The sequence below is a fragment of the Paenibacillus sp. MABNR03 genome, assembly GCF_050455445.1.
Lineage (GTDB): Bacteria > Bacillota > Bacilli > Paenibacillales > Paenibacillaceae > Paenibacillus > Paenibacillus xylanilyticus.
The window spans coordinates 55,235-75,792 of the sequence record NZ_JBCIYR010000005.1 but is presented as its reverse complement, the minus strand read 5'-3'; the positions used below and the strand labels follow the sequence as shown (position 1 = coordinate 75,792).

General features: G+C 40.7%; 20 protein-coding genes and 1 pseudogene. 16 read left to right on the top strand and 5 right to left on the bottom strand.

Translation table 11 applies throughout. The annotated features are described in order from the left end of the window. Nucleotides 1-121: 121 nt before the first annotated feature. Nucleotides 122-673 carry a TetR/AcrR family transcriptional regulator gene (locus AAIH57_RS23280; RefSeq protein ID WP_175395021.1) on the bottom strand — a complete coding sequence of 184 codons (552 nt, stop codon included), beginning with the start codon at nt 671-673 and terminating at the stop codon, nt 122-124. Nucleotides 674-822: 149 nt separating this feature from the next. Between AAIH57_RS23280 and AAIH57_RS23275 the strand changes: the two genes are divergently transcribed. Beyond that, entirely contained in the window at nt 823-1,740 is a 918-nt protein-coding gene (locus AAIH57_RS23275) for a ketopantoate reductase family protein (protein ID WP_430023170.1), read from the top strand. 801 nt (nt 1,741-2,541) lie between these two features. Here AAIH57_RS23275 and AAIH57_RS23270 read toward each other — a convergent pair. Beyond that, nucleotides 2,542-3,444, bottom strand: coding sequence for an alpha/beta fold hydrolase (locus AAIH57_RS23270; RefSeq protein WP_430023169.1), 903 nt, complete (start codon nt 3,442-3,444; stop codon nt 2,542-2,544). A gap of 217 nt (nt 3,445-3,661) precedes the next feature. On the opposite strand from AAIH57_RS23270, the gene AAIH57_RS23265 reads away from it, so the two are divergent. The 4 genes from AAIH57_RS23265 to AAIH57_RS23250 all read left to right on the top strand — a co-directional run bounded on the left by AAIH57_RS23265 (nt 3,662) and on the right by AAIH57_RS23250 (nt 6,420). Continuing rightward, the gene (locus AAIH57_RS23265) at nt 3,662-4,108 is read left to right on the top strand and encodes a MarR family winged helix-turn-helix transcriptional regulator (protein WP_217506355.1); all 447 of its coding nucleotides are present in this window, start codon (nt 3,662-3,664) and stop codon (nt 4,106-4,108) included. 208 nt (nt 4,109-4,316) lie between these two features. Further along, nucleotides 4,317-4,637: a hypothetical protein gene (locus tag AAIH57_RS23260; RefSeq protein ID WP_430023168.1), complete on the top strand. Its 321-nt coding sequence runs from the start codon at nt 4,317-4,319 to the stop codon at nt 4,635-4,637. Between the two features lie 298 nt (nt 4,638-4,935). After that, nucleotides 4,936-5,373, top strand: coding sequence for a MarR family winged helix-turn-helix transcriptional regulator (locus tag AAIH57_RS23255; protein ID WP_175395017.1), 438 nt, complete (start codon nt 4,936-4,938; stop codon nt 5,371-5,373). 675 nt (nt 5,374-6,048) lie between these two features. Beyond that, nucleotides 6,049-6,420 carry a VOC family protein gene (locus AAIH57_RS23250; protein ID WP_430023167.1) on the top strand — a complete coding sequence of 124 codons (372 nt, stop codon included), beginning with the start codon at nt 6,049-6,051 and terminating at the stop codon, nt 6,418-6,420. Between the two features lie 342 nt (nt 6,421-6,762). Here the strand turns inward: AAIH57_RS23250 and AAIH57_RS23245 are convergent, their stop codons facing one another. Beyond that, complete coding sequence (locus tag AAIH57_RS23245; protein ID WP_430023166.1) at nt 6,763-7,614, bottom strand: aldo/keto reductase; 852 nt, start codon at nt 7,612-7,614, stop codon at nt 6,763-6,765. Nucleotides 7,615-7,787: 173 nt separating this feature from the next. Between AAIH57_RS23245 and AAIH57_RS23240 the strand changes: the two genes are divergently transcribed. After that, on the top strand, nt 7,788-8,237 hold the full coding sequence (locus AAIH57_RS23240) for a MerR family transcriptional regulator (RefSeq protein WP_175395013.1): 450 nt from the start codon (nt 7,788-7,790) through the stop codon (nt 8,235-8,237). A gap of 296 nt (nt 8,238-8,533) precedes the next feature. Here AAIH57_RS23240 and AAIH57_RS23235 read toward each other — a convergent pair whose 3' ends face one another. Then, on the bottom strand, nt 8,534-9,373 hold the full coding sequence (locus tag AAIH57_RS23235; RefSeq protein WP_430023165.1) for an SDR family NAD(P)-dependent oxidoreductase: 840 nt from the start codon (nt 9,371-9,373) through the stop codon (nt 8,534-8,536). A gap of 161 nt (nt 9,374-9,534) precedes the next feature. Between AAIH57_RS23235 and AAIH57_RS23230 the strand changes: the two genes are divergently transcribed. Beyond that, complete coding sequence (locus AAIH57_RS23230) at nt 9,535-10,443, top strand: LysR family transcriptional regulator (protein ID WP_430023164.1); 909 nt, start codon at nt 9,535-9,537, stop codon at nt 10,441-10,443. 232 nt (nt 10,444-10,675) lie between these two features. Here AAIH57_RS23230 and AAIH57_RS23225 read toward each other — a convergent pair whose 3' ends face one another. Beyond that, entirely contained in the window at nt 10,676-11,248 is a 573-nt protein-coding gene (locus AAIH57_RS23225) for a TetR/AcrR family transcriptional regulator (RefSeq protein ID WP_430023163.1), read from the bottom strand. 237 nt (nt 11,249-11,485) lie between these two features. On the opposite strand from AAIH57_RS23225, the gene AAIH57_RS23220 reads away from it, so the two are divergent. From AAIH57_RS23220 to AAIH57_RS23180, 9 genes and pseudogenes are all read left to right on the top strand, one after another. Beyond that, nucleotides 11,486-12,454: an NAD(P)H-dependent flavin oxidoreductase gene (locus tag AAIH57_RS23220; RefSeq protein WP_430023162.1), complete on the top strand. Its 969-nt coding sequence runs from the start codon at nt 11,486-11,488 to the stop codon at nt 12,452-12,454. Between the two features lie 407 nt (nt 12,455-12,861). After that, entirely contained in the window at nt 12,862-13,878 is a 1,017-nt protein-coding gene (locus AAIH57_RS23215; RefSeq protein ID WP_430023161.1) for a zinc-dependent alcohol dehydrogenase family protein, read from the top strand. A 166-nt stretch (nt 13,879-14,044) separates the two neighbouring features. Continuing rightward, nucleotides 14,045-15,265 carry a stalk domain-containing protein gene (locus tag AAIH57_RS23210; protein ID WP_430023160.1) on the top strand — a complete coding sequence of 407 codons (1,221 nt, stop codon included), beginning with the start codon at nt 14,045-14,047 and terminating at the stop codon, nt 15,263-15,265. Nucleotides 15,266-15,524: 259 nt separating this feature from the next. Continuing rightward, complete coding sequence (locus AAIH57_RS23205; RefSeq protein WP_175395002.1) at nt 15,525-15,851, top strand: hypothetical protein; 327 nt, start codon at nt 15,525-15,527, stop codon at nt 15,849-15,851. 538 nt (nt 15,852-16,389) lie between these two features. Then, nucleotides 16,390-16,650 carry a phosphotransferase gene (locus AAIH57_RS23200; protein ID WP_430023159.1) on the top strand — a complete coding sequence of 87 codons (261 nt, stop codon included), beginning with the start codon at nt 16,390-16,392 and terminating at the stop codon, nt 16,648-16,650. Next, nucleotides 16,644-16,757, top strand: a pseudogene (locus AAIH57_RS23195) (recombinase family protein); the annotation flags it as partial. The gene AAIH57_RS23200 and the pseudogene AAIH57_RS23195, both read left to right, overlap by 7 nt. Nucleotides 16,758-16,790: 33 nt before the next feature. Then, nucleotides 16,791-17,753, top strand: coding sequence for a helix-turn-helix transcriptional regulator (locus AAIH57_RS23190; RefSeq protein WP_430023158.1), 963 nt, complete (start codon nt 16,791-16,793; stop codon nt 17,751-17,753). 75 nt (nt 17,754-17,828) lie between these two features. Then, nucleotides 17,829-18,461 (top strand): type 1 glutamine amidotransferase family protein, encoded by a 633-nt coding sequence (locus tag AAIH57_RS23185; RefSeq protein ID WP_430023157.1) that lies wholly within the window; start codon nt 17,829-17,831, stop codon nt 18,459-18,461. Between the two features lie 532 nt (nt 18,462-18,993). Continuing rightward, nucleotides 18,994-20,385, top strand: coding sequence for an erythromycin esterase family protein (locus tag AAIH57_RS23180; RefSeq protein WP_430023156.1), 1,392 nt, complete (start codon nt 18,994-18,996; stop codon nt 20,383-20,385). Nucleotides 20,386-20,558 lie beyond the last annotated feature (173 nt).

Here is a 20,558-nt window from a genome sequence, read left to right as displayed (position 1 = left end):
TCAGCTGCTTTTGTTCAACTAACGGGCAGGATAGTTTAAGATCATTCGCGCTGAACCGTACTACAAGGAAGGGCGAGTTTTTTTTATTTTACTACACATCGATTAGGTTTGAATGGCAGACTCATTCTTTAGAATAGGACGTAACCCCCTTTGAATAGAGGTTGTCCACTAACTTGAAAAACTCTTCTGACGATAAATCCTTTTGTCGCTGGAGCCAAAGACGAAATAAGGAAAGGGAGGTTGACAGGTAAAACTCAATCAAGTATGGCGTTAAGGAAGGGTTTTGCGGAACATTTAATTCCAACCGATTTAGAGTGATTTCTTTTTTTAAACGTTTTAAAAAACGGGGACTTCCATAATCACCTAAAAGGGCATTGAGAACCAAGAGATGTTCTTTTTTGTCCAGACAATGGAGCGCATCTTGAACCGTATGCATCGATAGCTCTTTTTTCGCCAATTCTTCTTTTATGTCGTTCAATAAGTCATTTTCAAGAGCATCTAACAATTCGTAAATATCAGTAAAGTATTGATAAAAGGTGCTGCGGTTATATCCTGACTTTTTCGCGATTTCCTGAACTGAAATTTTCTCGATTGGTTTTTGGCTATATAACTCACAAAAAACTTCAACAAAGGTTTGTCTTGTTTTCTCTGTTATTTGGGGTTGCTTTTTCATGTTTTCCTCCTACTAGCGTCTAAGAATATCATCCGACAAATCATAAAAAACTGATGGTTGATCAATGAATATGGAAAATTTATAATCACATCATACAACGTGTTGTCGGATAATTAAACAAGAAATAGTAATAGGTAGGAGTGGTTTTAATGCCAAATAAACAAGATCGAATTTTAATTTTTGGTGCAGGTGTCATCGGGAGCATGTACGCAATTAAGCTTATAGAAGCAGGGTTTGACGTTACCCTATTTGCACGTTCTAATAGATATAAATCATTAAGAGAAAATGGCCTGCGATATAAGGAAAAAGGTACTGTTAGATCGATAAAAGTGAATGTCATTGATACACTCGAAAACGACGATGTATACGATTTTATTTTCGTTACCGTTCGTTATGATCGGTCCGAATCAGCATTGTTAACGCTAAAAGATAATCAAAGCAAAAATATAGTTACGATGACTAGTAATTCAATGGGATTTTCTTCGTGGCTGGATATCGTAGGTGATAGACTTTTACCCGCTTTTCCGGGCTTCGGTGGACAGATTAAAGATGGAGTATTGCATGCTCGATTTCTACCAAAGATTATAGCGGCAACTGCATTCGGAGAAATTAATGGTCTAGTGACAGAACGCATAGAAAACCTCGCAATAATATTTAAAACGGCAAAGCTTCCCTACGATATTAAAAAGGATATGCAAGCGTATCTAATCACACACTCCGTATCAGACATTGCCATGTTGAGCGTTTTGCAATCCGAGAATAAGATAATGGACAAAAAAACAGCCAAAACCAGAAATACGGCACGCAAAATAACAGTCACTTTAAAAACGCATCTAAAGGCAATACAAAAAGCTGGCGTTTCAATTGATCCACCAATGCTTAAAATGGTGCTTAAATTTCCAAACTTATTTTTAGATCTTTTCTTTATGACATGGCTACGAACTAAAATGGTTAGAGATATGATGTTGCCGGATTATGCGAATGATGCTAACAATGAGATTGTGCAGCTGAGTAATGATTTAATAAAATTTTTAAGTCAAAATGGTATCAAATCGGAAATGGATTAACGACAAATCACAGTACAACTCGTTACGCTAACGGGCAGGATCGTTTAATATTAATGTGATAAATGTTAGGATGGTAGCAAAAAGGAGCGCGTAATGCCCGCTTTATTAGGAGGAAAGACGTTAAATGAGAGTCTTTTTTTACAATCCACCAAAACTGAAACCTTCAACTAAACGTATTGAGGTAAAAGATGAACAGTGAATAGTTTGTACATTTCGACGAGTTTATCCGAATATTCTAGTAAAATGGTGCAATTTTATTTTCGATTTTGACTGAACCGCGAGAGTAGAGGTAAGTTCCACAGAAGGCCATTCGATATTTCAATGCACAGCAATCGGACAGAGTATTGGCAAGGTGGTAAATGAAACCGAGCGATTGGTTTGGTACAGAGGGGTATACATATACAGTTTTTGAATTTAGTTCAACTAATGTAGAAACGATAGTTGAGATCAGACTGAACGGCAGCCGACCAAAAGGATCGGCTGCCGTTTTCACATAGGTTCTGTTAATTGTTGGGTCCAAAATAGATGTGTTATGTCCAAAAATGAGCCGCTATTTGAACTGTTCAAGAATGCTTATTTGCCAAGTTGTCTGGTGTTTCGCGATGTATTCCTCTGCTTCAATCAGCCTATCGACTAATTCTCAAGCGTGACATTTTCATCTATCGTTTCTGAACCTGCACGAGGTCGCGGTTTGGCTTTATGCTGGTAGATGGAGTTATGACTCATTTAGGGCTTAGTGCGGCTTTTGGACGTCTTCACCATTCGCACAAACCGAAGCGGTTCGTCCACGAATACTCTCATTTATCCTTTCGATTTATTGAGCTGCAACGATATGTCGTAGAATTCGAGAAGAGCATCAGCAACCATCTCGGGTGCCTCCAGTGCTGCATAGTGGCCGACGCCATCTATGGAAACCGACCGAACTTGACCCGACGCTACCTGGCTCATCGTTGCGAAGGTGAACTCACCGCCTCCGGCTCCGATTGCCAACACGGGCATGCTCAGTTTGTGGGCGGCGGCGAGAGCTGCAATGTCTTCGCCTTCTTGAAGCATAGACTGGTAGAGGCCAATCGCTCCGCGCCAACCGTCGGGACGAGAGTAGGTGCGTACGAACTCGTCGATGTCGGCTTCTGAGATTGCTCCTGGTGTCGCGCTCATGCTTGGGAACACGAATTGTCCAAGGAACTCACGCTCGCGGCCGCTGAGCAGCATTTCGGGGATGTTCGGAGCAGCAAGAACTCCGATGTACCAGGTGCCCCCGCGTGTGACGTCGGCTAGCATCTCCAGGCCGAACCCAGGTAGGCCCATCTCGATCGCGGTGAAGCTGAGCACGTCTTCCGGATGGGTTGCTGCGAGGCGGAAGATGGTTGCCCCGCTTATGTCTTGGCCTGCGAGGTGTACTGGGCCAACATTGAGCTCTTCGATAAGTAGGTGCAGGTCTTCGGCAGAGGTCTTGCTGTCGTATGTACCAGGCCCATTGTCAGAGTCGCCAAAGCCGCGTAGGTCTACGGCGAAGACACGGTGATTCTTGGCTAAAAGTGGAATTAGTTTTCGAAAGGCCCACCAAGTTTCAGGAAAACCATGGACCAGTAGGACGGGAGGGCAGGATGTCCCTGCCGATACGTAATGAAGCTTTGTTCCGTTAACCTTTGCATAGTGATGAGAGATACCGGTCAATGTAGCAGCTATTTTATCTATTGTCATTTATAAATCCTCCTCCAACTCATTTAGACAACCAAGTTGTCTAATAGGATGATAGACAACCTGGTTGTCTTTGTCAAGTGGCGTGGCCACGAGATACGGAACACCCAGCTTCAAAACATCTGGTTAAGGATGGGATTCTGGAACATGGTCTCTTTGACGATCCCCTTAGCTATGTTATTATAATATTACTATGTCTAATTTAGGTGCTACTCTTACAATGCTTTTAATTGGCGGCTATCGTTCATTGGTGGAAGCCGCGCAAGTTGAACTTGCTGCTCGCGGCTACGAGGATGTTCGTCCCGTCCACGACTTAGCAATCCGGGCCATTGCCTCAGGTGCCGACAGCGCTTCAGAACTGGGCCGACGCTTAGAGGTCTCAAAACAAGCTGCGGCGAAAACCATTGGGGTACTTCAAAAACGCGGGTACGTTGTGCGTGAAGAAGATCCAGCAGACGCTCGCCGTAAACGCCTTCGTGTCACCGCACATGGGTTAGACATGCTGCGGGAAGCTGAAGAGATCTTTGATGAGTTGCGTAATAAATGGGCTCGGAAGATCGGTATCACCCAACTCGAGGAAATAGAGAAACAACTCGCGGAGTTAATTGGTACTGATCCTATTCGCCTCGATACCTCCGGGTGGCTTGCACGAGATCTTGGTGAGTAGGTCTAACGTGCATATGCTTGGACTCAGGACTTAGGCTGGGGATGAAAGGCCCGAACTGACGGATATTTAATGATCTATTTTCGCATAGCGACAATCCGCTGTCGGAGATGAAGTAGAACCGATTAACGAATCCATATTCAAATGACGAATGCACCGCCAGGCTGCACAACGGCACTGGCGGTGTATTTTTAATGCTCCGGATTGGTTCATGGGTACCTATGAAGGGGGTATTCTTAAAATTGTATCTCCATTAAATCCAGGACTGGAGCATACCTATCAATCGATTCTTAAAGGTACGGTTCACTTGTTCACCATGTGGCTAATAAGTGAAGTCAATCAAAAGGCCCCAAAATGGATAAGGCAGGGGATAGGTGGCTATGAAGCAAAGCTGATAACTCAGGACTATATTGAAGGTAAAACGGAAGAGGCTATTCACAATCTTGCGATCCCAATGTTCGAACAATTAGATAATGATACCTGGGATTTCGAAACGATGAAGGGTTTTCAGTTCTCGTACCTATTCCTTTAAGACTGTAGAGAACGGGGAAATTATATCAGGCTGATGATTGTTCATTAAGCTAACGGGTGGTTTATTACGAATATGAGCCCAAGGGCCTTTTCTGGGAGCAGGCAATTGCGAATCACTTCCTCGATACGATACGCTCATTGCTGGTGTTTTGATCCTATTGGATCTCTAAGGTTGGATAAACTTCTGAGGCTGACAGACGCGTTGTCGACGCAACGGTGCCGCAATTGAGACACTTCGCCTGACATGGTACAATACAATCACTGGTTGCAATACCATCTTAATTTAGGGGATGTACACTATGGATATTACCGAGTCGTATGGGAAGTATATATCGGCTATTTATCGCTATCAGCAAATTCTTATATCATCCGAGCTTGCTCCTTATCGGATAGGAAGCGGGCAGTATCTCATCCTCATGGCGATCGCGCACAAAGAATCAATTACACAGAAAGCATTAAGCGAAGAACTACTCTTAGATAAAACAACGATTACGAAAGCAACCGCCAAACTCGAAGCCGAGGGTTACGTTCGAAGGGAACCCGATCCCGCGGATAATCGTTACCATTTGCTTTATTTGACAGAAGCGGGCGGAGATGTAATACCAAAGGTTAAAGAAGCATTGAATCGCGTAAGTAACCAGAGTCTTGTCGGTATCAATGAAGACGAATATGCCCTTATGTTGAGCTTGCTGAAAAAGGTGCTAGGCAACATGAGCGAATTGGTTCGTAATGGGTGAAACGGCGCTGTCCGGTCAATATTTGACATTATCAAATGACAAAGAACATGTTCTGATTATGAGAAAGCCTGCGATTTACGCTGAATTGAATCGGCCAATGTTCTTGTCACCCGACAAGCTAAGTTCGAAATTCAACGATAAAAAATAGTTGCAATATCATCTTATTAGATATACAGTATAAATAGTTGCAATGACATCGCATCTAATATTCACATTAATTAGCTGCAGTGCCATCTAAAATTGAAAAGGAGACGGTACGAAATAAATTCAATCACTTTAGTTATTAATGCAACAAGGAAATGTCTGTAAAGAATGGTGGAGTTATCGAGCAGCATCATTCGGGCTGCAAAAGATACAGGTGTCAATCATCTGGTTAAGCTCTCTGGGGTAGATCTGACTTGGAAGCCGTCACACTGACAAAGTGGCACCGAGCAGTTGAAAAAGAAATTGGACATTCTGGTATTACGCGCAGATGGGGAACCAAGGAATTGCCCTGATTGATGCGCGGGATATCGCGAAAGTAGCATTCCACGTCTTAACAACGGTAGGACATGAAAACAAGGCGTATTACCTGTCCGGTCCATCCGCTATTTCTTATAGCGAAATTGCAGATATCCTTTATTCCGGAATCTGCAAGCCAGTTAAGCAGTACATGAAAATCAGGAGGTATGATGTATGAAAGTAGCGAGTCCCTTTGTAGTGGTGGACAATTGCACGGAAGAAATCGAGTATTACCGGTCTGTGCTCGGCGGGGAAGTTAAAATTTTTAGAAAACAGGATGATAAGGTGCTGAATGCGGAATTAATTTTAGGCAGCAGTACAATTTACTTCGCCGATAGCACCGCAGCTCAGCCTTCTTTAAAAGGCGACTATGTAAAGGTCACTCTGACGCTCGAGACTGAAGAGGAATTTCGCCAAGTGTATGAAGACCTGACGGCTGACGGGACTATAGATAGCGAGGTGTTCGAGGCTCCTTTTAACGGACTTCTTGCTGGTATCACGGATCGAAACGGCATTGGCTGGGTACTTTCCTACTTCAGAAGTTAACACAATGGAGAAACAGTACCCTCTCTGGAAACTCTGGTTCGTTATGTCGATGAACTTTGTCGTATCATAGGAGCCTTTGCGCTAACGGGAAACGATAGCTCAATAAAACAAAGAAAGCAGCTGATCAACACGATCGGCTGCTTTTGTTCAACTAACGGGCAGGATAGTTCGGGAGATCTTGGTGCTTCTGTGTGTTACCTGCTTAGATAGATTTCGTTACACTACTAGCTGCAGTTTTGCTATTCTTAGAATTTGCAATTGAAGTAAAAAAGGACAGGGGTGCCCTGTCCGTTCTTAATAGATGAGTGTAAAATCCTGATGAGTTTACGGTTCGATCAAGGTTTACAGATCGACTTTCAAGGTGCCAAGCATCTTGGCGAATTTCGGATCGTGGTAGGATAAGAAAAGACTTTCCCGTGTATCGAGGGTGGCAATCTGTTGCATATCGTCTGCGCTCAACTCAAAATCGAAAATGTCGAAGTTTTCGACGATCCGCTCTTTTCTCACCGATTTTGGAATAACAACGACTTCACGCTGAACAAGCCAGCGCAGCACGACCTGGGCGACGGACTTGTTGTGTTTTTCTGCTATCGAGGCCAGCACTTCGTTGCTGAACATGTTGCCCTTTCCTTCAGCGAACGGCGCCCACGACTGGTGCTGCACTCCCTGCTCTTTCATGAAAGCGGTACTCTCGATCTGCTGGTAGAACGGGTGCGTTTCAACCTGGTTGACTGCAGGTACGATTTCGTTATGCACGATGAGGTCCATCAGACGGTCGGGCAGGAAGTTGCTGACACCGATCGCCTTGATCTTGCCTTCGCGGTATAGGTCTTCCATCGCACGCCAAGCGCCATAGTAATCGCCGAACGGCTGGTGTATAAGGTATAGATCGAGATAGTCGAGCTGTAACTTCTTCAAGGATTTGGCAAACGCCAGCTTGGCACTCTCGTATCCTGCATCTTGAACCCAGAGCTTGGTCGTGATAAACAGCTCCTCACGCGGTACGCCGCTGCGCTTGATCGCGCATCCGACCGCTTCCTCGTTCAGATAACCGGCGGCGGTGTCGATCAGGCGGTAACCGGCCATCAGCGCTTCATATACCGCGTTCTCGCATTCTTCAGCATCGGGAACTTGGTAGACACCGAAGCCGATAATCGGCATTTTCACTCCGTTGTTCAATGTTACGTTTTGCATTTTAACTCCTCCTAGTATTTAAATGTATGATAGCAAACGGCGCGTATCCCGGGAATCGGGCACTTCAGCGGTAATTCCACTTACGGCTGAATTGCATTACAATAAGCTTAGAACCTTCGTGCTACACGAAGTCAAGTCGTCTTCACAACTTTATTTTCCAAGGAGGATTTGACATGTATACGGTCAAAGAAGCCGCCCAGATAACAGGACTCACCCAGCACGCCGTGCGCTTTTACACGGATAAAGGCCTGGTGCCAAGCGTACAGCGTAATCAAAACAACGTTCGGATGTTCAACGACGAATCAATCAACTGGCTGCATGGCGTGAAATGCCTCAAGCAATCCGGGATGCCGATTGAATTCATTAAAAAGTATATCGATCTCTGTCTCGAAGGGGATTCGACCATTCCGCAACGCTTCGCACTTATGATGGAGCATAAAGAAGCGGCGCTCGTTCAGCTTGAAGAAGCCAAACGCCACGTTGCCCACCTAGAACAAAAAACCGACCTATATCAGGCCATTCTGGAGCACCGCACTCCAGACACGACCAATCCCGGTAACTGGGACAAAATTCAGCATATGCATGCTGACGTATTTTACTCGCCCTCTGTTCGGAAGGCGTGAGACATATTTTGAGCACATTAACCGTTTTGGGGAAAATCTTCGGTTTAAAACTCTTGATTGGCTTGCAATGAACAAGATTCACATCAATCTAGATTGAACTAACGGGAAACGATAGCTCAATAAAACCAAAGGAGGTAGCAGATCAACATGATCGGCTGCCTTTATTCTACTAACGGGCAGAACAGTTGAATTGAAGTCTACGTATCGGCTCAGTTGGAAGCATAGCAAAAAAACAGGGGACAGACTGCCTTGTTGGCAGCTGCCCCCTGTTTCTTTACCTTTTGCTAATTCCAAATCTAACGGTGGCTTATCGGCGATCCCTGCGCTACGTTCGAAACAGCTTCCCATGTCTCCCAAGTGGCTAAACGATCGGCATAGACTCCGCGCACCAAAGGCAAGACCCCCGAGCCGACCGCAAACCGCAGAGGTGGGTCCTCGGCGTCTATGATTTGAAGAATCGCTTCGGCCGTCGCATTAGGATCGCCTCGTTCTTCTGTCGATAAACGAACGGACACCTGATTTCGAAGTTCAGCGTAGGCTTCCAATCCCTGTGATGTCTTCATGGACAGGGGGCTTCCAAAGTCAGTTGCAAAGGCGCCCGGCTCGAGCAACGTGACCTTAATGCCGAAGCTTTTAACCTCTTGAGCGAGGCTATCGTGCAATGCTTCAACTGCCCATTTGGACGCGCAATAGAAGCCGATGAGCGGCGCCGCAACAATCCCCATGGCACTTGAGACGCCAAGAATGTGCCCGCTGCCCTGTTGTCGAAGCAGAGGCAGGGCAGCTTGGATGACACGAAGCGTACCAAAGTAATTGGCGTCAAATAGTTCGCGGACGTCGGATTCCTCAGCCTCCTCAGACGTGCCAACCAGTGTGTAACCGGCATTGTTTAGGACGACGTCCAGCCTGCCGAAATGCGCATGAGCCTGCTGAACGGCATGCTCGACCTGCTGGGAATCTGTTACATCGAGCGCTAGGGGGAGAACAGCGTCTCCAAAACGTTCCTTAAGTTCGGCGATGTTCTCGGGTGTTCGAGCGGTCGCGGCAACCTTATCCCCGCGAGAGAGTGCGGCCTCCGCCCAAATGCGCCCTAATCCGCGAGAGGCTCCTGTAATGAACCAGACTTTGTTTTCCATCGTATTCTCCTCCAATGCAGTTCCTGTGTGTAGTATTTTTAAAGCTTCTGTTTTCTCTTTCGTTCTTCTATAATGATACGGCTTAGCAGGTTGATACGGAATTTCAAATAAGTTAGCATGGTATTAACTTATGGTTTATGCAAAAGGAGGAGCCTGCCTGAATGATTGAGCAACTGAAGACGTTTGTTCAAGTGGTGGAGTCCGGAAGCTTTTCTAAGGCAGCCGAAAAGCTTTTTATTTCTTCAACCGCTGTGATGAAACAAATGAATTTGTTGGAAAAGCAAGCCGGAGTCCCACTTTTTATTCGTACCAACCACGGTGTTAGCCTTACAAAGGCAGGAACATCTTTTATCAAAGATGCGAAATATATGCTGCAGTATTTTCAAGAATCTCTTATTCGCATGCATCACTCCGCACAGGCCAATCGTCATGTTGTTCGGGTGGGTACTTCTATGCTTAACCCCTGTAAGGTTTTGATTGATTTGTGGAATGGAATTAGCGACATATATCCTCAATTCGGAATAAACATCGTTCATTTCGAAGATGACGCACATACACTCCCAACCACTTACCGCATGATTGGCCAATCACTCGATATCATTGCGGGGCCATTTCTTACAGATAACTTGAAGGACTACTACCGTATGCTTGAACTGGGGAGTTACCGCGTTTGCTTTGCCGTATCTCGGCAGCATAGGCTGGCTTCAAGAAAAACACTTTTTGTCAAAGATTTGTATGGGGAAAGATTGGCTGTAGTGAATGGTGGGAATAGTGCCGTCATTCATGACATACGTAATTTCCTGAAAATGAAACATCCTCAAATACAAATTAAGGATGTTCCGCGACTCTATGATCTTGATGTGTTTAATCGCTGCGAGGAAAGTAATACGGTTATGTTAACATTGGAGGCGTGGGCAGATATTCATCCATCCTTGGTGACAATCCCTAGTGATTTAGATTTCACAGTTCCATATGGTTTAATATATCCATTACATCCATCCAAGGAAGTTGGTCAATTCTTAGAAATCATAAAAGAAATGCAAGGTAATGTTTTACCTAAGGTTGAGTGATGTCGAGGCGCACTGTGTAAAAGACTGTTTTCGTCAAAGGTTAACCAAGATAAATATGGCGCTAGTGAAGTATGGAGGCACAAAGTAAGTTCAACTAACGGGAAACGATAGCTCAATAAAACAAAGAAAGCAGCCGATCATTGTGATTGGCTGCTTTTATTCAACTAACGGGCAGGGTACTGCATAAATAAAGATGCCACCGATTCTGATCAGCTGCATCGTTATTTATTTTTCAAAGAAACTCCCCTGAAATATAGGGAATAGCATAACGAATGTATTGATCAGCAGACAACGTACTATTAAGCTTCCAATCAAGTGTTGCTCCAAATATGCTAGCACTTAACACAGCTGCACCAACTTTAATGGACTCCGAATCTAAATTTTTATTATGGTTGTGTAAAATAGACTGAAATAATTTTTCTAATTCAAATTTTATTTTGGATTCAAAAACGTATCTAAACGAATGAAAACTTCTCTTACATTGGGAAGTTAATTCTTTTTCGAAGTCTGTCTGAAACGTTATTAGCAGCATGAAGATATTGACCAAAGTCTCTTTATTGAGAGTGTTAAAATTCTTTAGGCAACCCCCGACTTGTTCTACAATCACTTCAGAAATAGCACTTTCCATCAATTCATATTTATCCTCGAAATGACCATAAAATGTTGCTCGGTTAACCGTTGCTTGGTCAGTTATATCTTTAATAGTTATATCTTTAAAGTCTTTTTTATTTGTTAAATGCGTAAAGGCATCCACTAAGAGTTTCCTTGTACGTATAACACGAGGATCGACCTTCTTGTCCAGCATATTAATTCTCCTTTCTTCGTAATCAACAGATTTAATAAAATGTTGCTTAAGCCATAATCGAGCGAAACTGATGATTGAATTCTCCTCGAATTTCATTAAAATCAAGTATACAACATATGTTGCCTATAATAAATTTGTTGATTAGATATCATGGGGAAGCATTCGTAATGCACTCTATTACATGCATTATTCTTTAAGAAACTCGACATAATAGATTAAATGGAGTTGATAAATATAATGAGCAGAATAACAGACATTCTAGGGATTAAATATCCTATCATTCAAGCACCTATGTCTTGGGTGACATCAGCCGAACTGGTCGCAGCAGTATCTAATGCTGGTGGTATGGGGACACTTGGCCCAAATGCAGGTCAAAATACGACAGCAAATGGACCAGACGATAGTGCAGAACGTTTAAGAACAGAAATTAGAAAAACGAAAGAACTAACGGATAAGCCCTTTGGAGTCAATTATTTCCCCCCTGCTGTGGATGCAGGAGAGAATCCTTATGGAGAAGCATTATTAAAAGTTCTTGTTGAAGAGAAAGTAAAAGTTCTAGTTGTAGTTGGCGAAGCAAATGAAAAGGATATTAAAAGATTGAAGGAGTTTGGCTTCACGATCGTTTTCAGGGAACTACATCCAACAGTTTTAGGAGCCAAAAAGGCAGAAAGAGCAGGCGCTGACATTATTGTTGCTACTGGCTTTGATGAAGGAGGTTCGACGCCAGACATCCCAGTTGGAACAATGACAGTCGTTCCGATGATTGTTGATGCAGTTAATGTACCCGTCATGGCAACTGGAGGAATTTCTGATAAGCGAGGAGTCAACGCTGCTTTTGCATTAGGTGCCGAAGGAGTTTACCTTGGTACAAGATTCATTGCATCTGTCGAGTCGCCTGCACACGAAAGCGCTAAACAGGACATTGTAAAACACGGTACAGAAGATTTAATCCTTCTTCGTACTGGCTATGGTGGCTACTGGCGTGCAACTCCGCATTCGACGGCTTTAGAAGCTCAAAATTTAAATGATAATCAAGTGAATAGCACTTTATCGAAAATAGGAAATTTGAAGACGGCCATGTTAGATGGACGACTTGAAGAAGGAATCAATACAGTATCTAGTGGAATCCAGTTTATTAGGGAGATTAAAACATGCGAGGATATCGTAAATGAATTAATGGCAGATTTCATCTCAGTAAATTATTAATTGGACTTATACAATTTGTTGGTAGCTATGCTAACAAGAAACGATAGCTCAATAAAGAAAGCAGCTGGTCAATATGATCAGCTGCTTTTGTTCAACTAACGGTCATGTTAGTTGAACGAAAAGCTGCCAAACGCCGCTTAAATGGACAACTTGCAAACCGTTTAGGTAGTATGAGGACGGACTCTAGTAAAAAAAATAGTCAAAAAAGTGTTGACAGCCTTCGCATATTAATACAATAAACTATGGACAGGTTAATTGAACGGTTTATCATTTGGAGTAATTTGTAATATTACTTTAAAACTTCATGAAAATGATTATTACTAAGGTTGTAATTATTGTAGATGAAGAAAATGTATAGTCAGCTGAAATCTTTAAATCATGAATGGAGCAGGCTAATCTAGCAAGGAGTGAGAAGCATTACAAAGACTTTTTCTTTAAAATATAAAAAATTTGGACATCCACTTGAAGTGTTGGAATTAGAGCAACAGATTGAGGATTTACAACTTCAACACGATGACATAATGGTTAGAATGATTCTTAGTCCAATTAATCCTTCAGACCTAATCCCGATTCATGGTGCCTACAAACACCGAATTCAGTTGCCGACTATCCCCGGTTATGAAGGGGTAGGTGTTGTTGAGGCTGTTGGTTCATCAGTAACAACATCTCTTATAGGTAAGAGGGTATTACCTCTACGTGGGGAAGGTACTTGGCAACAGTATGTGAAAACAAAAGCCAATTTTGCAGTGCCAGTTCCCGAAGAAATAGATGACGAAACAGCAAGCCAAATGTACATTAATCCCATGACAGCATGGCTTGTTTGTACGGAAGAATTACAATTAAATTCTGATGATGTCCTGGTTGTAAATGCCTGTGGTTCTGCAATAGGACATATTTTCGCACAATTCACAAAAGTATTCGGATATAAGCTAATTGCAGTGGTAAGGAATGATATCCATATTGAAGAATTGCTATCACTTGGTGCTTGGGCTGTAATTGATACGTCAAAAGAATCACTCATTCCTAGAGTAATGGAAATGACTAGTGGATTGGGAGCGACAGCGGGTATTGATAGCATTGGAGGGCAAGAAGGGCACGACTTGATTGAATGTATTCGTCCAGGTGGTGCAGTTACCATTATTGGACTGCTTTCAGGAAGTCAATTGAATTGGTCTCATATACATGAAAAACATCCTAATATTAGGGTGAAACCATATTGGCTTAAGAGATGGATAGCAAGTGTTTCCGATGAACGTTGGTATGAAAGTTTTAATAATTTATTTGGTTTGGTAAAAAAAGGTTATTTGATTATTCAGACACCAAGAATACGTGTTAGTTTATGTGAGTATAAGAAAGGAATTGGAGAAGCTCAACAAAGTGGTCACATAGGAAAAGTGATTTTGGAACTATCTTCATCCAACTAACGGGAAACGTTAGCTCATAACAACAAGAAAGCAGCTGATCATTGTGATTGGCTGCTTTTATTCAACTACTTACAATACTCTTCAATACAACTTTTCTTTGTAAATTGCGTATTAATCTAAGCAACTATTGGCTAGTTTATACAGTGATTAGAGAGGAATGGTCAGAATGAAGAAATACCTTGCTGGATTATTAATTATTTTTCTTCTATGTTTGGGCTTACCAGGACAGGCTTATATGGAGGCGTCTAACCAACAGCCTTTGACTTTTGAGGATCTCAATCTAGAACAAGCGATTAAGTCATTATTGAATAAAAACGACGATGAATCCCTAACAAAAGAGGATTTAGAATCACTGACCGACGTTCCTTTATCGGGTAAAGGAATTAAGAGTTTGCAGGGTTTGGAGTATGCAGTCAATGTGACGAACCTCTCTTTAAGCAGAAATCAAATTGCTGATATTTCACCTCTATCCGGTGCCGTAAATTTGACGACTTTGGATTTGAGTGGCAATCAAATTGAGGATATTAAGCCCCTTGGGAACTTAACGAAGTTGACAGATTTATCGGTATCTAGGAACCAATTCAATGATCTTTCAGCGCTAGCGGGACTAGTTAATCTGAATACGTTGTCCATAAGTTCTAACAAGATCACAGATCTAAAGCCGCTAGCAGGATTGATTAATCTTTGGAGACTCGATGCTGCGGATAATAACATCAAAGATCTTGCTCCGTTATCTAAATTAACTAACTTACTTTCTCTGGATTTATCATCTAACCAGATCTATGATTTGGAGCCATTGAGAAATCTTCAAAGTTTGGCTTACCTCTATTTGAACAACAATCGAGTCTGGGATTTAGAGCCGATCCAACAACGTAGTTTTTTTCCGTATTATGATACGGGTGCATTCATTGAACCACTTGAGCTGCAAAATAACTATTTAGATTTAAGCAAGGGATCGAAAACATATAAATTATTTGTGGAACTGGCAGGAAATGAGCTGCCTGGCGGTCAGCGTAAGACACAGCGCTTGGTGATCGGCAGCACGACAGCTTATGTGGGAGAAAGTGCTTATCGAATTACCGCAGCGCCATTTATTCAGACGGGACGTACCTATGTGCCGATCCGTTTCATCTCCGAGAAGCTTGGGGCAACCGTGAATTGGAACCAGAGCACCAAAGAGGTAACGATTCAGAAGGATGGTAAAACGATTCGTTGGGCTGTAGGAAACAGGCAGGTAAAAGTAAACCAGCAAACGGTGATGCAAGATGCTCCTTTACTTCTGAAGAATGGCAGTGCGTTCGTTCCTGTTCGTTTTGTGGCGGAGCAGTTAAATACTTCCGTTGAATATATGGGAAGCAAGCATATGGTCGTGATTTTCAAAAATTAAGTAGCATAATGAAATTACAGAATAATATTTGAAGATAAGGACGTAATGACCATGCTTCAAAACAAGAGTAAAATATGCTGACCATCATTAAACTAACGGGAAACGATAGCTCAATAATACAAAGAAGCAGCTGATCAATGTGATCGGCTGCTTTTGTTTAACTAACGGGCAGGTTAGTGGAACAGATATGCCGAATATATAGTGTGAGATTCTTGTTTCTAAAAGGCAGTGGAAAATAATGATAAAGGGATGATAGTCTGTGTTTGTTAAAGTTTATCAGTATCAAATTCAACCTGGGAGAATAGAAGAGTTTTTAGAAATTCAAAAAAAATCCGCGGAGATTTATGCATCTTACATAGACTTTCATTCCTTCTGTATAAATAGTAATCAAGATAAAAGTAAGTGGTTAGAAATATCAAAATATAAAGACGAAAATGAATATAGAAAAAGCATTAATCTTATCAATGATAATACCGAGATAAGACAGCTTTTTGAAAAATTTTCATCTCTTTTGGTTAACGTTGAGACTGACTTAATTGAAGAGGAGTATACAATGAAATTTAATTTTAATAATATAAAGTATTAAACTTACGGGAAACGATATCTCAATAAAATCAAAGGAGGCAGCCGATCAACATGATCGGCTGCCTTTATTCAACTAACGGCAGTAAAGTTTAGTTATAATCCACATTTGTCATCATAAAAAGAAGCCTACTTGGTAAAATTGTGAAGTAAAAATCACAGTAACTGGAGTGGATACTATGCTTTCTGAAGAAGGTTATACGAAGGCGGTGAAAGAAGCATTACGTCAATACCCAATCATTTTGGGAAAACTTGTTTATCTCGGAAAGAGTGATAATGCTACATTCCGAGTTTAAACTAACGATGATAATCAAAAGTTTCTTATTAAAATCCATATCGCGACGAGTTCCAATAAATCAAAGGGGAATATCGCATCAGAGGTTATTTGGCTTGAAGCTTTGGTTAGGGATACAAATCTCGTTGTACCTGCACCTGAAGGCTTTAATAGACCAATATACAATTCCTAACATTTATATTCATCACTTCATCAATTAAAACAGTTAGTAAACTTAGAGCTTATATCAAGCGAAGGGTTTGTTCATGTGGAAGAGTCAGCACTTAAAATAGCAAATGTGATAAAAAGTTATAAACGATTGCCGAGTAACTGGGGAATTATTCATTCTGACTTTCATGAGAGTAATTTTGTTTTTTATGAAGACATTCCTCGACCAATAGATTTTTCGAATTGTGGTTATGGCTTTTATCTATTTGATCTGGCTGAAACATTTATGCATCTTTTATCTGAAAAAAGGAAAGTATTTATTTCATCGTTTAGCAAAGTAAATCAACTACAAGAAAACTAAGGTCGGTTAAAGACCATAAAAATCATGCAGGAATGAATTATGGAGTAAAGCTTTATAAAGAGGGAGAAATGACTGTAAATCAAATTTGTGAAATCGGAAATGTATAATAGAAAATAAACTTCATATAGAGGTGGAATTATATGCCTAAAATTGACAATATGTTAGCAATTCTATGGATGCTTCGTTCAGGTGAAAAAATTACTGCAAAACAAATTTCAGAAAAGTTAGAGTTGAATATAAGGACTGTGTATCGTTATATTGATACAATTTCAACAAGTGGCGTACCTATAATTTCAGAACCAGGACATAACGGTGGATACACTTTATTGAACAATTTTATTGAGGCTCCTCTTTTTTTTGATTTTGAGGAGCAAACTTCACTATTTCACGCTGCTGTTTTTGCAGAAGAAGCCGGATATTATGGAGGTGAAGCACTAAATAGGGCCATTTCAAAACTAAGTAAATACTCAAATCAAGAGCAGGAAACCAAGATAAACCAACATTTAACTAGTCTTGAAGTTATAAGTCGATTAAGTTCACTCACTAGGCAACCTTTTTTGAAGGAGTTGGAGCAGGCCGTAGCTGACGGGTATTCAGTAAAAATTCTCCACCATAAAAGTGGCGGAAAGCAAATAAATGATAGATTGGTTGATCCGTATAGACTTATCTATTGGAATAATAAGTGGTATGTGATTGGATTTTGTCATCTTAGGAGTGATATCCGTAGTTTTAGGGTAGATCGAATTGAAGATCTAATGCTAACCGAAAATAAGTTTGACCAGCCAGAAAATTTTTCAGCACGTGCCTTTTTTATGAAAAATTTTCTTCCAACTATAAAAGATAAGGAAGAGATTATTTCTTTGGTTATTCATGGGGATAAAAGTGTATTAGCTGATATTTGCCAACATTGGTTTTTAGGACATTATTTACAAGAGCGAACTTCAAATCAAGCCGTATTTCATTTTGAGAAAGATATGATACATACATATGTACCTTATTTCCTTTTAACGTACGGTAAATCTATTCGAATTATTGAGCCAATCAGCCTTAAGAAAAGAATGATTGAAGTTTTGTCGGAGTTAATAAATTTTCATCAAAATTGATAACTTCCCTGACGCTAGTTGTCAGTGAAGTAATGTTACAGTTGGTTATATCAATTGTGATTGGAGTGTTATTGGATGCAAACAAAAAAAGTTTTTCTATATGTATTTAATACAATGTCGGACTGGGAATATGGATATTTAATTGCTGAACTAAACTCAGGAAGATATTTTAAAAAAGAATTAGTACCTTTAAAAGTAATTACAGTAGGAGCTAATAAAGAAATGATTATGACTATGGGAGGACTGAACATAAAACCAGATATTTCCCTTGATGAATGTACTCTTGAGAGTAAAGATCTTTTAATTTTACCGGGAGGGACTACCTGGAATGAAGAAATTCATCAACCTATCTTGGAAAGAATTGGCCAAGCTTTAAAGATTGGCACTATTGTTGCTGCAATTTGTGGTGCAACTGAGGCCCTTGCGAATATGGGATACTTAGATACTAGAAAGCATACAAGTAATAATTTAGAATACACTAAAATGGTATGTCCTAACTATAAAGGAGAAAAGTTCTATGAAGTGGGATCTGCGGTATCTGATTCGAACTTAGTTACTGCATCAGGAATAGCTCCTCTGGAATTTGCGATGGAAGTACTGAAAAAATTAGATGTATTTGCACCAGATACATTACATTCATGGTATAACCTAAATAAGACTCATAAACCTGAATACTTCTTCCAGTTAATGAATTCAATAAATAGCTGAGCTAAAAAATAAACTTAGCTGTTTTACAATAGTTCAAATAAAAAATGAAGTAACTGAAAAGCTCATTTTCTCTATTTTGTTTTGCAGAGAAGTTGGGCTTTTTAATTTGGAATTTCCTTATCGTTGTAAATCCGCATCTTCCTGTCGCTATCCCTACCTGAGCATGAGTTTTTCATTGGTACGTTAGTTGTTCCTCAGTTAAGTGCTATCGTAGATTACTCACACTGCTAAGGGGGGAATTACATATCATTTTCCCAGCAAGGATGAACTCATGCACCATATTGTAGAGGATTTGTATATGAAGGGTGCATCTTTTATGTCAAATATTGCAATGGAGTCCAAGGTCCTTTTTTTAGCTTGTTAATTTTTTGAGGATGTAAATTACACTGGAAAGTATGTAGAATCTCAGCATTATAGGACTACCCGTCATATTACTTGTTATTGTTTTAAACCAATCTTAAACATAAAGTGCAGTGGTTTTAAACTTGAGTTGTTAAGCTTAAATGCATAAATACAGAGGAGTGTAAGCTTAATGAATCGATTTTTTAGAAAAGTAATATTGTCTACAGTATTATGTAGTCTCAGTGTGATGTGCGTAGGCCAGGCAGCTTATATGTCTGGATTAACCTCAGTAGACAAGAAGAATACAATGCCTACAGGGTTAATTTGGAAAGAGGCCGTTCGTTCAAATTCACATACCATCACATCAATCTATGCAGATGTAAATGATCACTACACCGATTTAATGTTTCTCAAGCCGATTTTAGCGGATAAACGAATAGTTAGCTTGGGCGAAGCTTCGCATGGAGCGTCAGAATACAACGCTATGAAAGTCAGGCTTGTAAAATTTCTGCATGAAGAACTGGGGTATAATGTCATCGCATTTGAATCGAATCTAGCCGATACCGCTGCTGCGTATGCTCAAATACATAATATGACGCCAAAAGAATTGATGAAAAGCACAGTCTTTGGTGTATGGCAGGTAGAAGAGAACTTACCCTTATTCGAATACATTGCACAACAAAGTAGTACGGAACATCCGCTTATTTTGACTGGATTTGATTCACAAGGTACGACCGAGTCTTTTATTGAATTTGTTGAAGAGTGGTTTGCAAAGGTCGATAAAAGTAAGGCTAAAGCATTTGCACAAACGGAACGTTGGTATTTAAAGCTTAGCATGATGAATGAAGTAGATGATTTTAATATTCAGAAAGAGAAAATTAAAGAAAAATACATTACATTTCAAAATTTTGTTAGGGAGAATAAGGTTGAATTGAGTAAAACTTATAGAGATCAGCCCAACCATATATCTTTAATTGAACGAGTTCTACAAAACAGAATAGATATGCTGGATAATTATCATCCTCATATCGTAAATCTGCTAGCTGGGGTAGACCCCGAGAAACAAATAAAACTGGGGAATTTTGAACGAGACCGCGTTATGGCGGATAATGTAGCTTGGCTTGCAGAAACCGGATATCCCGATGAAAAAATTATTCTGTGGGGACACAACTATCATTTGCGTAAGCATAATTCGACAATGATCACAGAGCATAACGGATACGATTTTGATAATAACCCATACCCGACCATGGGGGAAATGCTTCCATACTCACTTAAACAGGCTGGTTATGTTATTGGATTATATGCATATGAAGGCAGCGCTAATAAAAATAATCGAGAAGAAGAGCAAATCATACCTCATGAAAAAGATAGCCTCGAGGATATTTTGGCTACTGAAATGGGTGCAGCCCGGTTTATCAACATGAAGGACAAGGAGTTAAGTCCAGCAACGGAATGGATGTATACACCTCGTACTGCCAAAGCATGGGGAGTTTTAGATGAAAAGATGATTCCCCGTGATCAGTATGATGCAATATTGCTTATTCATAAAATTCATCCCTCAAATTTAATAGAAAAATAGAAAATAAGCTACCAGTTGGATTGCGTATAACACTTCTTGAGTTAGTTATAAAACCCTTAGTATATCAAGATGGTTGTAGAGTTAGTTCCTTCTTTTCTACGCTAACGGGAAACGATAGCTCCATAATACAAAGGAGGCAGCCGACCATTATGATCGACTGCCTTTGTAAAGCT